The 15155-nt window shown below is 27.1% G+C and carries 18 protein-coding genes; all 18 read left to right on the forward strand.

Translation table 11 applies throughout. From position 1 onward, the window contains the following. Positions 1–7 precede the first annotated feature (7 nt). The 18 genes from K0040_RS11270 (at position 8) to K0040_RS11355 (ending at position 15116) form a co-directional block, all read left to right on the forward strand. Positions 8–265 (forward strand): IreB family regulatory phosphoprotein, encoded by a 258-nt coding sequence (locus K0040_RS11270; RefSeq protein ID WP_148556337.1) that lies wholly within the window; start codon positions 8–10, stop codon positions 263–265. A 17-nt stretch (positions 266–282) separates the two neighbouring features. Continuing rightward, positions 283–2457 carry a hypothetical protein gene (locus K0040_RS11275; protein ID WP_228108904.1) on the forward strand — a complete coding sequence of 725 codons (2175 nt, stop codon included), beginning with the start codon at positions 283–285 and terminating at the stop codon, positions 2455–2457. A gap of 334 nt (positions 2458–2791) precedes the next feature. Beyond that, on the forward strand, positions 2792–4969 hold the full coding sequence (locus tag K0040_RS11280) for a hypothetical protein (protein ID WP_228108905.1): 2178 nt from the start codon (positions 2792–2794) through the stop codon (positions 4967–4969). A 161-nt stretch (positions 4970–5130) separates the two neighbouring features. Further along, the gene (gene ruvX, locus K0040_RS11285; RefSeq protein WP_228108906.1) at positions 5131–5556 is read left to right on the forward strand and encodes a Holliday junction resolvase RuvX; all 426 of its coding nucleotides are present in this window, start codon (positions 5131–5133) and stop codon (positions 5554–5556) included. Between the two features lie 80 nt (positions 5557–5636). Beyond that, on the forward strand, positions 5637–5906 hold the full coding sequence (locus tag K0040_RS11290; protein ID WP_074915529.1) for a DUF1292 domain-containing protein: 270 nt from the start codon (positions 5637–5639) through the stop codon (positions 5904–5906). A 124-nt stretch (positions 5907–6030) separates the two neighbouring features. Then, a complete protein-coding gene (locus tag K0040_RS11295) occupies positions 6031–6921 on the forward strand; it encodes an LCP family protein (RefSeq protein ID WP_228108907.1) in 891 nt (296 codons plus the stop codon). Between the two features lie 118 nt (positions 6922–7039). Then, on the forward strand, positions 7040–7495 hold the full coding sequence (locus tag K0040_RS11300; RefSeq protein ID WP_206923986.1) for a Fur family transcriptional regulator: 456 nt from the start codon (positions 7040–7042) through the stop codon (positions 7493–7495). A gap of 196 nt (positions 7496–7691) precedes the next feature. After that, a complete protein-coding gene (locus K0040_RS11305; protein ID WP_228108908.1) occupies positions 7692–9368 on the forward strand; it encodes a ribonuclease J in 1677 nt (558 codons plus the stop codon). Positions 9369–9495: 127 nt separating this feature from the next. Further along, the gene (locus K0040_RS11310) at positions 9496–9831 is read left to right on the forward strand and encodes a YlbF/YmcA family competence regulator (protein ID WP_228108909.1); all 336 of its coding nucleotides are present in this window, start codon (positions 9496–9498) and stop codon (positions 9829–9831) included. Between the two features lie 15 nt (positions 9832–9846). Next, complete coding sequence (locus K0040_RS11315) at positions 9847–10134, forward strand: DUF503 domain-containing protein (protein WP_228108910.1); 288 nt, start codon at positions 9847–9849, stop codon at positions 10132–10134. A 118-nt stretch (positions 10135–10252) separates the two neighbouring features. After that, on the forward strand, positions 10253–11404 hold the full coding sequence (locus K0040_RS11320) for a D-alanyl-D-alanine carboxypeptidase family protein (protein WP_228108911.1): 1152 nt from the start codon (positions 10253–10255) through the stop codon (positions 11402–11404). Between the two features lie 134 nt (positions 11405–11538). Next, positions 11539–12129, forward strand: coding sequence for a site-2 protease family protein (locus K0040_RS11325; protein ID WP_228108912.1), 591 nt, complete (start codon positions 11539–11541; stop codon positions 12127–12129). Positions 12130–12140: 11 nt separating this feature from the next. After that, positions 12141–12869, forward strand: coding sequence for a segregation and condensation protein A (locus tag K0040_RS11330; protein ID WP_074915547.1), 729 nt, complete (start codon positions 12141–12143; stop codon positions 12867–12869). Next, positions 12862–13398, forward strand: a complete 537-nt coding sequence (gene scpB / locus K0040_RS11335) for an SMC-Scp complex subunit ScpB (protein ID WP_228108913.1) — start codon at positions 12862–12864, stop codon at positions 13396–13398. The genes K0040_RS11330 and scpB overlap by 8 nt, the downstream gene beginning before the upstream one ends. A 71-nt stretch (positions 13399–13469) precedes the next feature. Next, positions 13470–13715 carry a hypothetical protein gene (locus K0040_RS11340; RefSeq protein WP_228108914.1) on the forward strand — a complete coding sequence of 82 codons (246 nt, stop codon included), beginning with the start codon at positions 13470–13472 and terminating at the stop codon, positions 13713–13715. A 129-nt stretch (positions 13716–13844) separates the two neighbouring features. Continuing rightward, entirely contained in the window at positions 13845–14420 is a 576-nt protein-coding gene (locus K0040_RS11345) for a DUF2953 domain-containing protein (RefSeq protein ID WP_228108915.1), read from the forward strand. Next, positions 14374–14805: a GerW family sporulation protein gene (gene ytfJ, locus K0040_RS11350; RefSeq protein ID WP_228108916.1), complete on the forward strand. Its 432-nt coding sequence runs from the start codon at positions 14374–14376 to the stop codon at positions 14803–14805. The genes K0040_RS11345 and ytfJ overlap by 47 nt, the downstream gene beginning before the upstream one ends. Positions 14806–14972: 167 nt before the next feature. Next, entirely contained in the window at positions 14973–15116 is a 144-nt protein-coding gene (locus K0040_RS11355) for a hypothetical protein (protein WP_175487613.1), read from the forward strand. Positions 15117–15155: the final 39 nt, after the last annotated feature.

Consider the following 15155-nt stretch of genomic DNA (forward strand, 5'->3'; position numbering starts at 1 on the left):
AATTATTTTGGATAATAATTTCGATTATACAGTAAAATTCGAAGGAGTTACAGAAAATAAAAGTATGAGCGTAGGAGAAACAATAAATTATGTTTACCAAGCTTTACAAGAAAAGGGATATGATCCTATCAATCAAATGATAGGATATATCCTATCTGGTGACTCTAGTTATATAACAGGCCACAAAGACGCTAGAACAGCAATAAGAAAATACGAAAGAGATGAGTTACTAGAAGAAATTCTTAAGAGTTATCTATCAAAATAGAAAGTGGGTCAATTATAATGAGGAAAAAAATAATATCATTATTATTATTAATCATGATATGTATTGGAGTTATTCCAAATTATTCCTTTGCAGCAGAAGAAGGTAAAGTCATCTATATAAGCATGAATAGGGCTAATATAAAAGACTTACAAAGAATACCTATTCTAAAAGAAAAACTAAGCAAGAGTGGATATATTGGTTTAATGAATACTAGAGGTGATCAAGGAAATGACGATGCAAGATCATATGCTAGTATAGGTGCTGGGTGTAGAGCAAATGTAGTTAATAACGAAGCTATATCTTTTGAAAATCTAAATGATGAAAATAGTAAAATATACAAGGCATCTACAGGAGAAAATCCAAAAGGTATAAATAACCTAGCGATCAATAAGTCTATTAATAACAATATTGAAAGTGGAAGTTATGGTTCTACATTAGGACTACTTGGTCAAACATTATCTGATAATAACAAAAAGGTAGCACTATTAGGTAATAGTGATATTGTAGAAAATAATCAACTAAAAAAAATAAGAAATACAGGATTAATATGTATGGACACTTCAGGTCGTGTAGACTCTGGAAATGTGGATAATATTACTGTAAAAGATTTAAATATGCCCTATGGATTAAGAACAGACTATGACAAATTAACTGCTGACACTAAAACATATTATAAGAGCAGTGATGCTTTGTTTGTAGAACTTGGAGATACATATAGACTAGATGAGTACAAATTAAATTTAAATGAAAATACATATAACAAAACAAGAAAGCAAATTTACTTTTATATAAATACATATTTAAAAGAAGTATTTAATATGATAGGTGAAAATGATGTTGTGTATATTGTAAGTGAGTCTCCGAGTACTCTAGACTATAATAATAAAAGACGTCTAGCCCCTGTTATTAAATTTTCTGATAATAAAAAAGGATTATTAGAAAGTGCAACAACAAGAAGAGATGGAATAATAGCTAATTTAGATTTAGGTGTTGATATTTTAAGTGAGTTCGGCCTAAAAAATGAAGCTATGATAGGAAGAACATTAAACAATATTGAAAAAGATGATAATATAAATTACCTAACTTCACAATATGAAAAAATAGTCTCAATAAATAATATAAGAGCTACTGTTGTAAATACTTTTGTGGGAATTGTTTCTGCATCATGGGTAATAGCAATGTTAGCCTTACTATGCAAGGATAAATTACCTCACAAAGAAAAAATATTCGTAATATTAAAAGAGTTAATTAAGTTAGGATTGATAATGCCTTTAACCTTGTTACTATCACCCATATTTAATTTTAAGAGTCAATTAGGATTAGTAAGTGGTGTTGTAACAATGACAATTTTACTTTATTTATCAGGACGATTACTCTTTAAAGACAATGATATTAAACAAATGGGATATTATGCATTTCTTACAATAGCTTTAATAGTTCTTGATTCAATTATAGGAACACCTCTTATGAAAAATTGCATAATGAGTTATGACGCAATAGTCGGAGCTAGATATTATGGAGTTGGTAATGAGTATGAAGGAGTAACAATAGCAAGTGCAGTATTTGCCCTATCTGTACTTCTTAATTACAAAAAAATACCAAAGTGGTTTACCATAGTTTTATCAGTTGTAATACTGATTACAAGTGCATTTCCTTCAATGGGGGCAAATGTTGGAGGTGCCATATCTGAATGTATAGCATATCTATTATTTATTATGCTAATATTTGATGTTAAGTTAGACTTCAAAAAAATCATGATATTAGGACTATCAGCAATTGTATTGGTTTTAATATTTGCAGGATTAGATTTAATGTTAGGTATGGAGTCTCATTTAGGAGTATTTACTCAACAAATATTACAAGAGGGACCACAAGCTATATTTAATACATTTGGTAGAAAAATATCTATGAATTTAAAGCTAGCTAAATCATCTGTGTGGGTAAATATATTACTAGTAGGAATCGCTGTAATTGGTATATTCATATTTAGACCATCTAAACATATGAAAAATATATCCAATAAATATCCAATGATATTTAAAGGATTTATTGCATCTATGGTAGGATCCTTAATAACATTGTTAGTTAATGATTCTGGAATAGTAGCAGCTGCTACAGCATCCATATATATATTAATTCCAATATTAATCATAAGCATTAACATGATAATTTTTAATGATAAAATAGAATAGATATTTAAATTAGCCAGAATTTAATTCTGGCTAATTTTTAAAAAAATATAAGTATTTTAATAAGAATAAGTAAATAAAATTGTATTAAAATTATTAAATGATAATTTATAACTATAAAGAGAAGAGTTCAAAAATTTTGTTAATAATTAATGAACAAACATATTTATATACATAGTTTTTTATGAAATGAAAAGTAGTTGATTAAATATCTTTAGTTTAAGGGATTTCATAAAAAAGACACTACAACAGTAACAAGAAAATAAGAAAGAGATGAATTGTTAGAAGAAACTCTCAAGTGTAATTTATCAAAATAGAAAGTGGGTCAGTTATAATGATGAAAAAAATAATATCATTATTGTCAGTAGTTATGATATGTATAGGGTTTATTCCTAAATATTCCTTTGCAACAACAACAGGAGAAGGTAAAGTTATTTATATAAGTATGAATAGATCTAATATAAATGATTTACAAAGAATACCTGCTTTAAAAGAAAAGTTAAGCAAGAGTGGATACATTGGTTTGATGAATACTAGAGGTGATCAAGGAAATGACGATGCAAGGTCATATGCTAGTATAGGTGCAGGAGGCAGAGCTAATGTTATTAGCAATGGTCCTATTTCTTTTGAAAACTTAAATAAAGACAATGGATTAATGTACAAGTCTGCCATAGGAAAAAATCCCAAGGGTATAAATAATTTGGATATTAATGCATCTATTAACGTTAACATTGAAAAAGGTAGTTATGGTTCTACACTAGGGGCGCTAGGTCAAACACTATCAGATGCTGATAAGAAAATTGCGCTTTTAGGAAATAGTGACATAGTAAAAAATAATAATATAGTAAAAATAAGAAATGCTGGGTTAATATGTATGGATAATTTTGGTAGAGTTAATACAGGTAATGTAGATAATATAAATATAAAAGATTTATCTATGCCTTATGGAATAAAAACAGACTACGAAAAATTAATCAAAGAAACTAAATCATATTATAAGGATAATGATGCCTTATTTATAGAATTAGGTGATACATACAGATTAGATGAATATAAATCTAATCTAAATGAAAAAACTTATAAAGATACTAAAAAAAATGTATATGCCAATATAAATAATTACTTAAGCGAAGTATTCAATATGGTAGGTGAAAATGATGTAGTATATATTGTAAGTGAATTTCAAAGTAAGTTGGATTACAATAATAAAAGACGTTTATCTCCAGTAATTAAGTTTAGTGATTCTAAAAAAGGATTGCTATCAAGTGCTACTACAAGAAGGGATGGTATAATTGCAAATTTAGATTTAGGTGTGGATATACTAAAGGAATTTGGATTATCTAGTAATATTATGATAGGTAGAGCATTTGACCATATTGAAAAAAATGATAATGTAAATTATTTATCCAACCAATATGAAAAGATAGTTTCCATAAATAGTGTAAGATCTACTTTAGTTAATGTTTTTGTAGGGATTGTATCTGCATCAGGTGTAATAGCAATGCTAGCTTTACTATTTAAAAATAAATTATCTTATAAGGATAAAGTATTTACAGTTTTGAAAGAATTTATTAAATTAGGGCTAATAATGCCTCTAGCATTACTATCTGCACCAATATTTAATGCTAAAACTCAGACTGGTATAATAATAAGTGTTGTAGTAATTAGTATTTTAATATATTTGTCTGGGCGATTATTATTTAAAAATAGTGATATAAAACAAATGTCATATTATGCTTTACTAACAGTAGGACTAGTAGTATTTGACTCAATAATTGGAACATTCTTTATGAAATATAGTGTGATGAGTTATGATGCTATAGTAGGTGCTAGATACTATGGGGTAGGTAATGAATACCAAGGTGTTATTATAGGAAGCGCCATATTTGGTCTAGCAGTTTTATTAAATAAAGAAAGAATACACAAATGGTTAGTTGGAGTATTATTTATTGTACTATTAATAACAACGGCAGCACCATTTATGGGAGCCAATGTTGGGGCAGCTATATCTGAATGTGTTGCATTTTTAATATTTATGATGTTGATATATGGTGTTAAGTTAGACTTAAAGAAAATAATAATAGTAGGTTTTGCAGCGATTTTATTAGTGTTAGGATTTGCTGGGTTAGATATACTAATGGGAACAGAATCTCACTTAGGAGCATTTGTAATGGAAATACTTCAAAAGGGGCCAAGTGTCATAATATTAACCTTCTCTAGAAAAATTTCAATGAATTTAAAACTAGCAAGGTCTACTGTTTGGGTTAACATCTTATTAACTGGAATAGCAGTAGTTGGTATATTTATATTTAGACCTTCTAAACATATGAAAAATATATCTAATAAATATCCAATGATATTTAAAGGATTTATTGCATCTATGGTTGGATGCGTAGTAACATTACTAGTTAATGATTCTGGAATAGTAGCAGCTGCTACAGCTTCTATATATATATTAATACCAATATTAATTATAAGTATTAACATGATAATTTTTAATGATAAAATAGAATAGAAAATTAAATTAGCCAGGATTTAATTCTGGCTAATTTTTTAAATATAATATAAAATAAGGTATGAGAAAAATAAAATAAGATAAAATAATAGATGTCCATATTAATTATATTTATGTGAAAATTAAGACGGATGATGATGGCTACATAAAGGAGATAAAACATGCTTGATGGAAGAATAATGGGCCTTGATATAGGAGATAAAACTATAGGAGTTGCAGTAAGTGATTTAATGGGATTAACTGCTCAAGGTGTAACAACTATTAAAAGAGTTGGCAAGAAAAAAGACATAGAAGAAATTAAAAAGATAATTTCAGAAAAACAAGTAAATAAAATAGTATCAGGATTACCTAAGAACATGAATGGTACCGTAGGACAACAAGGAGAAAAAGTTCAAAAATTTTGTGAACTAATAAAGCAAGAAACAAATTTACCAATAGAATTTTGGGATGAAAGATTATCTACAGTGGCAGCAGAAAGATCTTTAATTGAAGGTAATGTTAGAAGAGAAAATAGAAAAAAAGTAATAGATATGCTGGCAGCGGTAATAATATTACAAGGTTACTTAGACTTACAAAGAAATTTCTAATAATATTTTAATAATATATTTGAAATTATCTTAGTATAATATATAATATAAAAAAGAAGAAAGAAATTGAGGTGATCTAGATGCAAGATAATATAATAAGCTTAATTGATGAAAATGGAGTAGAAAGTGAATTTGAAGTAATATTAACTTTAGAAGCTAATGATAAGGAATATGCTATATTAATGCCTGTTGATGACGAAGATAGTGATGAGGCCTTAGTATTTAGAATAGACCAAGATGAAGAAGGAGAAATGTTAGTTCCTTTAGAAGATGATAAAGAGTATGAGATAGTTGTTGATGTTTATAATACATTAATGGACGAAGAAGGACTTAACGACGATGAATTCTAATAAAAAAGACTACCTTTACAGGTAGTTTTTTTTTATTCAAAATTAAAAAATAATATATCTAATTATAGAGTTTAATTTTAAAATCACTGGGGAAAATATTGAAAAAAGCAAAGGAGATGACAAAATGAAAAAAAAGATTCTAATAAGCATAATACTTATAATAATTTTTCCAATAATATCAAATAACAGTGTTTTTGCTAAAGACATAGATTCTTACACAGAAAAAGAAATTTATAATATATTATTAATAGGAAAAGATGGTATAGGAGATAAAACTTCTAGAGCTGATACTATGATTATTCTAACTATAGATAATAAAAACAAAGCCTTAAAACTTACATCTATAGCTAGGGATACATTAGTATATATACCTGGAAAAGGATATGACAAAGTAAACCACTCTTTTGCATATGGAGGCTGCGACTTATTACTTAAAACAATAAATTATAATTTTAACCTTAATTTAAAAGACTATGCTGTTGTAGACTTTAAAAGTTTTGTAGATGTTATAAATGTACTAGGAGGAGTAGAAGTTAATATTGAGGACAGAGAAGTTGATGGACTAAATAAAGTAATAGATGCATGTTATGGATTAGAAATTGAAAATAAGGGTAATAATATAGAATATATAACTAGTAGTGGCAATCATTTACTAAATGGATATCAAGCATTAGCTTATTGTAGACTTAGAAAAATAGACAACTGTTTTTATAGGGATGCTAGACAACGAAGGGTGTTAGAAAGCTTAGCTTATAAACTATCAAAAGTATCAGTTTTTAAATATCCAGAATTGATAAAAATACTACTTAAATATGTAAATGTTAGCGTATCTCCAGATAAAATTTTAGACCTAGCAATAATATCAAGGGATTTAACTAATTATAAAATAAAACAATTGGAATTCCCTAGTAACGAATATAGAGAAGACGGAAGGTTAAAACACAATTCACAATATGTAATTAAATGGGGAAAAGACAGGAACTTAAAAATATTACATGAATTTATTTATAACTAAGCATAATAAATATGGTTATAAAAAAATAAATATATTAATAATTTTCTAAATATTGACATGAGTGAATTTATCATTTACAATAATTACAAAAGATTATCAATTGAAAACGGGTGGTATTATGTGTAATACAATGGAAAATTTAAAAATTAAATTAAAGGAATCAGGACTAAAAATAACTCCTCAAAGAAGAGCTATAATTAATATTCTTCTTGATAATGAAAATAGACATTTAAGCAGTGAAGAAATTTATGATTTAGTCAGGGAGAATTGTCCAGAAATAGGACTTGCAACAGTTTATAGAACAATGCAGTTATTAGATGAAATTGGAGTAATATCAAAACTAAACTTAGATGATGGATGTATTAGGTACGAAATTAATTTAAATAAATCAGAGACTCATAATCACCACCATTTAATTTGTAAAAAATGTGGAAAAATAATTGAAGTTGAAGATGATTTAATGGACAATGTAGAAAAAGAAATACAAAGTGCTTATAAGTTTAAAATATTAGACCATGATGTTAAATTTTATGGATTATGTCAAGACTGCAACAAAGATATAAGTTCTAAATAGAACTTATATCTTTTTACTTTTGTTGATTTTGTATATTAAAAAAGTATTTTATCTAGATAATGGATAAAAGTATTTTAAATATACTTAAAATATAAGGAAATTTATGATACAATAAACTTAGTTGGTAAAAAGTGCGTGATTTAATATTATTTTTATATGCAACATTAAATTGAAAATTGAATAGACAGAGGAGATGATGCAATTGTTTAAGAAAAACACCAACAAAGTTAAAGTAATGGCTTTAGGTGGTCTTAACGAGATAGGCAAAAACATGACCGTAATAGAGTATAAGGATGAGATTGTTGTAATAGATGCGGGGTTAAGTTTTCCAGAAGATGAAATGTTAGGTGTTGATATAGTTATACCTGATATAACTTATTTACTAAAAAATAAGGACAAGGTAAAAGGTATATTTATAACACATGGACATGAAGATCATATTGGAGCTCTTCCATATATACTTAAAAAAATCGATGTACCTGTGTACGGAACTAGACTTAGTATTGGACTAATCGAGGTTAAATTAAAAGAACATAAACTTAATAATGTAAAATTAAATGTTGTTACTCCTAAACAAATAATTAAGCTTAAAAATATTAGTGTAGAATTTATAAAAAATAACCATAGTATACCAGGGTCTTGTTCGCTGGCTGTACACACAGAGCAAGGGGTTATTTTCCATACAGGAGACTTTAAGATTGATCTTACACCGATAGATGGAGATGTTATGGATATTCACAGAATATGTGAGCTTGGAAGTGCGGGAGTTCTTTTAATGTTAGCGGATAGTACAAACGTGGAAAAACCAGGGTTTACTATGTCTGAAAGAACAGTAGGAGCAGGTCTTGATGATTTATTTAGAAAGGCGAATGGTAGTAGAATTATAGTATCTACTTTTGCGTCAAATATTCATAGATTACAACAAATAATAAATACGGCTGTTAAATTTAATAGAAAAGTTGCTGTCTCAGGAAGATCAATGGTTAATGTAATAGGTGTTGCTAAAGAACTTGGCTATTTAGAGATGGAAGACGATACATTAGTCGACTTAAATGACCTATCTAAATATGATGACAAAGAATTAGTAATTATAACTACAGGAACTCAGGGAGAACCAATGTCGGCTCTTGCTAGAATGTCAAGTAGCGAACACAAAAAAGTGGAAATTAAAAAAGGAGATTTAGTAATAATTTCAGCTCATCCAATACCAGGAAATGAAAAGCTAATCTCAAAAGTGATAAATCTTTTATTTGAAAGAGGAGCGAGGGTTGTTTACAACGATATAGCTGATATACATGTATCAGGTCATGCTGCTCAGGAAGATTTAAAGCTTATAAACAGAATGGTTAAGCCAAAATTCTTTATGCCAGTTCATGGAGAATATAGAATGTTAAAACGTCATGCAGAATTAGCTAATGAGCTTGGTATGCCAGACCAAAACGTATTTGTGATGCAAACTGGTCAAATTTTAGAATTAGATAGAAACTCTGCAAAAATTACTGCCACAGTACCGACAGGAAATGTACTTGTCGATGGACTTGGAGTAGGAGATGTAGGAAACATAGTTCTAAGAGATAGAAAACATTTATCTGAAGATGGACTTATGATAGTAGTTGTTACTATATCTAAAGAAGATGGTAAAGTGCTTGCTGGGCCAGACATTATATCTAGAGGATTTGTTTATGTTAGAGAATCAGAGGATCTAATGGATGGAGCTAAGAAAGTAATAAAAGATGTTTTAACTGAATGTGAAGAAAAGAATATAAAAGAATGGGCATATTTAAAAAATAATATTAAAGAAAACTTAAAGGAATATTTATATATAAAAACTAAGAGAAACCCAATGATATTACCAATAATCATGGAAGTATAATTAGAAATACCTCAGTATTTGAATAAAAAATACTGAGGTATTTTTTTATAACTATAAACAAAAACCCATTCATAATGCATATATAATTATAACACCTAAAAATTTTAATATGAATTAGGAGGGTAATATGAGTGTATATGATACAGCTACAAAGTTGGCTAGTGAAATAAAAGATAGTAAAGAGTATAAAGATTTTATATATAACATGAAAGTGATGAAAATGGATAAAGATAATGAAATATTATTAAGTGAATATAAAAAAACAGGATACAGTCTTCAATATGCCACTATGAATAATAAAAAAATAGATAAAAAATCCATGAGAAAAATGGAAGAAATTCAGAATAAAATAAGATATAATGAAAAAATATATAACTATATACTAGCTGAAGAAAAATTTAATAAAATGATGGATGATATAAATAAAGTAATAGCACAGGCAATAAAAGAAGATTATAAATAGAAAAGAGGAATTTAAATGAAAATACTAGTTATTAAAGTTGATTTAAGGGCACCATATGCACACTCTTTAAAAGAAAAAAGAATGATTGTTAAAAGTATAGTAGCTAAATTGCAAAACAAGTTTAATATTAGTATAAGAGAAGTTGAAAATCAAGATTTACATCAAAGAATAAGTATTGGTATGGTAAAGCTTGATTTAAACAGTAAAGATAGTGATCAATCAAAGGAAAAAATTATAAACTTTATTGAAGAAAATTGTGATGCTGAAATAATTGATATAGAAAGTGAAATTATCAATTATTAATATTAAGAAATATAATATGTAAAAGATACTAATTATAAATTAGAAGTATTGGTAAAAAATAATATAAGAGAAATAATATAAAGGTTAATAAAATTAAATACAATTAAGAGGTGACGATATGAAAAAGTTTATTAGCTTTCTACTTGCATTAGTTATTGTAATAAGTCAAGGAAATTTTATTTTTGCCAATACCAAAGAAGCTAAGTTAGATATAGCTTCTAAATCAGCAGTATTGATGGATGCATCTACAGGCAAAGTATTGTATGAGAAAAATCCTCATGAAAAATTACCACCTGCCAGCGTAACAAAAATAATGACATTACTTTTAATTTGTGAAGCTTTAGAAGATGGAAAAATCAAAGAAGAAGATGATGTTCAAATAAGTGAAAATGCTGCTAGTATGGGAGGTAGCCAGATTTTCCTAGAACCAGGAGAAATACAAAAGGTAGATACACTTGTAAAATCCATAGCAGTTGCATCTGCCAATGATGCCTGTGTTGCTATGGCAGAATATATAGGTGGAAGTATGGAAGAGTTTGTAGAACTTATGAATAAAAGAGCTAAAGAATTAGGAATGAATGATACAAACTTTGTAAATACAAATGGACTTCCTGTAGATAATCACTATACTTCAGCTTATGATATTGCACTAATGTCAAAAGAATTGCTTAGTCATAAGAAGATTTCTAAATATCTAACTACATGGATGGATGAAGTTGTAGTTGGAAAGAAACAAGCTAAAATAGGAATATCCAATACTAATAAATTAGTAAAACACTATTCAGGAGCAACGGGAGTAAAAACTGGCTTTACTCAGCAAGCAAAATATTGTTTATCAGCATCTGCTTTGAGAAATAACACACATTTAATAGCTGTTACATTATGTGCTGAAACTTCTCCAATAAGATTTAAAGATGCTGCAAATCTTTTGAATTATGGATTTGCAAACTATGAAAGTGTTAAAATTTGTGGAGCCAAAGACAAGGTAGCAACAGTTAAATTTGAAAAAGGTGAAAAAGAAAATGTTGGTTTAGTAGCAAAAGATGATTTAAGTGTTTTAATAAAAAAAGGTGATAAAAAAGATTTCCAAAAGAAAGTAGAAATAAAACAAGATCTAAAACTTCCAATAAAGAAAAATACAGACTTAGGAGTTGTAAAAGTTTACAGAGGAAAAGAACTTGTAGGAGAAACTAAAATAATAAATAATGAAGATATAAATAAGGCATCTTATTTACAAATGTTAAGAAGAGTAGTAGACAACTTATTATAATACTAAAAAGCTATGCAGTGCGTATTTATATGTGCTGCATAGCTTTTATCATTAATAAAAACATAAACCTTTTGATTATAGTTCTATTAATGATATAATAATATTATTACAAAAAACAGTAGGAGAGAATAAATATGTTTAACTTAAGTGATTTATTAGCATCGTTGGTGGGAATAGCCATAGCCATATCTATTCATGAGTTTGGTCATGCATATTCAGCACACTTACTTGGAGATGATACTGCTAAGTATAATGGGAGAATGACATTAAACCCTGCAAAACATGTGGATCCTTTAGGGCTAATAATGTTAATAGTATGCCATTTTGGATGGGCAAAACCAGTTCCAGTTAATCCAAATAATTTTAAAAACTATAGAATAGGCAATATAATAGTTTCCTTATCTGGAGCATTAGGAAATTTAGTTGGTGCAATTGCTTGTGCGTTAATAGTTAAATACTCTAATATGTATGCTATACAACTGATATTTGATAATGCTATGTGGATTAACATAGGTTTTGGAGCATTTAACTTACTTCCTATACCGCCACTTGATGGCTGGGGAGTTATATCATCATTACTTCCATATAAATATAATGAATTTATTTATAAATATGAAAATATAGGTTACGTTGTATTACTAATTGCCCTATTTACAAAAGTATATACAATAGTAACAACACCTATAATGATGGCATTTTATGCTACAGTAAGTATATTTATGTAAGAGGTAATTTAATGAAGTATAATATACATTTAAATGTTTATGATGGACCTTTAGATTTACTTTGTGATTTAATTTCAAAACAAAAAATAGATATAAAAGATATATCCATTTCAGAAATTACAAGTCAATATTTAGCTTATATTGATATGTTAAATGAGATGGATCTAGAAGTTGCCAGTGAATTTATAATAATGGCTTCTAAACTAGTTGAAATAAAGTCAAAGTATTTACTATATAAACAGCATCATGAAGAACATGAAGAAGATCCAAGATTAGAATTAGTGGAAAAATTAGAAGAATATAAGAAATTTAAAGAAGCATCTTTAAGTATTAAAGAAAATGTTCACTATACTTGTGATACTTTCTTTAGAGCAAAAGAAGAAGTAATTGTAGATAATAAAATAGATTTAGATGAAATATCTATAGAAGCTATCAGAACAATTCTGCCTATGATACTAAAAACAAAAGTTATAGAAGGTTTTGACAAAACAGAAGAATTAGACATGATAGTTAAAAAAAGAGTAGTATCTTCTGAAGAAAAAATGTCAGATTTAAGAGATTTAATGAAAAAAGAAGATAAGGTAAGCTTTGTTGAATTAGTAGGGCCTTATGATAAGGATGAAACTATAGCTACATTTTTAGCTATTCTTGAATTAATAAAAGAAAAGTTAATTGTTGTAGTTCAAAATGAATTTTTTGATGATATTCTTATAATAAAGCGTGGAGTGGAAAATGAATAGAGAAGAAATAAAATATATAATTGAATCAATTATGTTTGCTTATGGAGAACCTATAGGCATAAAAGAACTTAATAGTGTTATTAATGAAGAACTTTCACTAAAAGAAATAGAATTTATGATGAATTCTTTGATTGATGAATATAGTGAAAATAATAGAGGAATTCAAATAATAAAACTAGAAAATAAATATCAAATGTGTACTAATAAAGACTATGCAGACTATATAAAAAAGGTATTAGAGCCTAAAAAAAGAAAGTCTTTAAGTCAAGCTACACTAGAAACTTTAACTATTATTGCATATAAACAACCTATTACTAAAGTGGAAATTGAAAGTATTAGAGGTGTTAAATGTGATAAAGTTTTACAAACACTTTTAGAACATGAACTAATAAGAGAAGCAGGACGATTAAATAGAATAGGAAAACCCATTATATATAAGACAACCCAGGAATTTTTAAAATTATTGCAAATTGAAAGTTTAAAAGAATTACCACCAATAGATAGTTTCGAAAATGAAGAAGAAATTTAATAAAAAATTATTATTTATCATAAAATGTGATACTATTTCAGTAAGATAATAATAATTTAAGGGGGAAAAATATGAAAAGTAAACTAGCAATGGCCATATATGTATTATTTGCTATAGCAAGTTTTTTATTTGGAGTGTATATGTTTAGAAAGGGAGATACATTAAGGGGTATATTATTTATGGTTGCAGTTGCATGTTGGGGAATGTGTATTTACAATAATAGTGGGACAACTAGAAGACAAAAACAAAGAATGGCACCATCGTCACAAAGTGTCATTTCAAATAAAAAAAGTAAAAATAAATCAAAGTCAAAATAAATCAAAGTCAAAATAAATATAAATCATAGGTGTCTTGCCTATGATTTTTTTGCGCATGAGGCCTATCTCCTTTTAATTAGTATATATCCATAAGTTTTGCAAATAATATAGAATATGAGATATTTTAATTTGAAATATATATGTATAAGTATTTTTTTTATATTGATTTTATTATTAATATCCTATTCTCACTTTATATTTTCAATTGATTTTAATAATAAAAAAATAGTTGTAAAATTAAAAGTTAAATTATTATTCAAATTAATAAGATTTAATATTCAATTATATCCGTCAAAGAAAAATAAAAAGAAAAAAAGAGGTAGTTTAAAGGATTTAAAAATATTAGATAAAGAGTTTGGTAATATTTTAAACCTAGTAAAAAAAGTAAAAATAATAGAGTTATACTCAAATATATATTTTAGTAATGTTAATCCATATGTAACTATATATATTAATGCATTAATTAACGGGATTTATGGAAACATAACAAATATATGTAAATGTGAAAAAATATATTTAAACATAGTCCCTAAGTTTAATGAAAATAATATTAAAGGAAGTGTAAAAATACATATAAAATTTAGATTAAATACTATGTTTAAATCTATTCCAATTCTTATAAGAATAATAAAACTTAAGTCTAAGGAAGGTGGAAAAAATGACAGCTACAAATTCAATACAAAGCATTATGGAGACAACTCTTGAGACTATAAAAAATTCCATAGATTCTAATACCATAGTAGGAAACCCTATAAAAGCAGAGGCATCTGTTATTGTTCCTATATCCAAAGTAACTGTAGGATTTGGTATTGGCGGAGGTGAATATAATAAAAATTGTAAAACTGAGACAAAGTGTGATACTAATTTTGCAGGAGGAAGTGGTGGAGCAATTACTATATCTCCAGTAGCCTTCGTTGTAGTGGAAAATGGAGAAACACGTTTAATTTCTTTGGAGGATAATGTTAATTTAGTAGATAACATTTTAACAGTAACACCAAAGATAATAGACAAAGTTCAAAGAATCCTAAAACACGATAGTAATGTTAAGTTTCAAGAAGATATGCACAATAATGGGAAAATACATAAATAAGAATAATTAATAAAATAAGTTCTATTGACGTTTTATGTCAAAGAACTTATTTTTTTTATAAGCATTATAAATAAATGTAATTTTTAATAAAATAAGGTAATTTTACAGTTTTTTGGGGAATAATATATATTAAGAAGTAGTAGGATAATTAATGGGAAGGTGTTTCTATGAACATACTTGAAGCTGCATCGATTATAAAAGACTCAGCTGAGAAAATAGCACAAGAAAAAGGTATAAGCGAAGAAGAAGCATATTATGAAGCTGTTTTAATATATAAGGATGTATATGAAAATAAAAAAGAAAAAGAATAAGGTAAGATTATAATCTTACCTTATTCTATAATTTAAAAT

Source organism: Terrisporobacter petrolearius (assembly GCF_020748185.1).
GTDB classification, from domain to species: Bacteria; Bacillota; Clostridia; order Peptostreptococcales; family Peptostreptococcaceae; genus Terrisporobacter; species Terrisporobacter petrolearius.

Excerpts from the sequence above, each read along its gene's own strand:
- ytfJ (WP_228108916.1), top strand. The coding sequence starts at position 14,374 with ATGACAGCTACAAATTCAATACAAAGCATTATGGAGACAACTCTTGAG.
- K0040_RS11320 (WP_228108911.1), top strand. The coding sequence starts at position 10,253 with ATGAAAAAGTTTATTAGCTTTCTACTTGCATTAGTTATTGTAATAAGT.
- K0040_RS11325 (WP_228108912.1), top strand. The coding sequence starts at position 11,539 with ATGTTTAACTTAAGTGATTTATTAGCATCGTTGGTGGGAATAGCCATA.
- K0040_RS11355 (WP_175487613.1), top strand. The coding sequence starts at position 14,973 with ATGAACATACTTGAAGCTGCATCGATTATAAAAGACTCAGCTGAGAAA.
- K0040_RS11295 (WP_228108907.1), top strand. The coding sequence starts at position 6,031 with ATGAAAAAAAAGATTCTAATAAGCATAATACTTATAATAATTTTTCCA.
- K0040_RS11300 (WP_206923986.1), top strand. The coding sequence starts at position 7,040 with ATGTGTAATACAATGGAAAATTTAAAAATTAAATTAAAGGAATCAGGA.
- K0040_RS11280 (WP_228108905.1), top strand. The coding sequence starts at position 2,792 with ATGAAAAAAATAATATCATTATTGTCAGTAGTTATGATATGTATAGGG.
- K0040_RS11315 (WP_228108910.1), top strand. The coding sequence starts at position 9,847 with ATGAAAATACTAGTTATTAAAGTTGATTTAAGGGCACCATATGCACAC.
- ruvX (WP_228108906.1), top strand. The coding sequence starts at position 5,131 with ATGCTTGATGGAAGAATAATGGGCCTTGATATAGGAGATAAAACTATA.
- K0040_RS11330 (WP_074915547.1), top strand. The coding sequence starts at position 12,141 with ATGAAGTATAATATACATTTAAATGTTTATGATGGACCTTTAGATTTA.
- K0040_RS11290 (WP_074915529.1), top strand. The coding sequence starts at position 5,637 with ATGCAAGATAATATAATAAGCTTAATTGATGAAAATGGAGTAGAAAGT.
- K0040_RS11340 (WP_228108914.1), top strand. The coding sequence starts at position 13,470 with ATGAAAAGTAAACTAGCAATGGCCATATATGTATTATTTGCTATAGCA.
- K0040_RS11275 (WP_228108904.1), top strand. The coding sequence starts at position 283 with ATGAGGAAAAAAATAATATCATTATTATTATTAATCATGATATGTATT.
- K0040_RS11305 (WP_228108908.1), top strand. The coding sequence starts at position 7,692 with ATGCAATTGTTTAAGAAAAACACCAACAAAGTTAAAGTAATGGCTTTA.
- K0040_RS11310 (WP_228108909.1), top strand. The coding sequence starts at position 9,496 with ATGAGTGTATATGATACAGCTACAAAGTTGGCTAGTGAAATAAAAGAT.
- scpB (WP_228108913.1), top strand. The coding sequence starts at position 12,862 with ATGAATAGAGAAGAAATAAAATATATAATTGAATCAATTATGTTTGCT.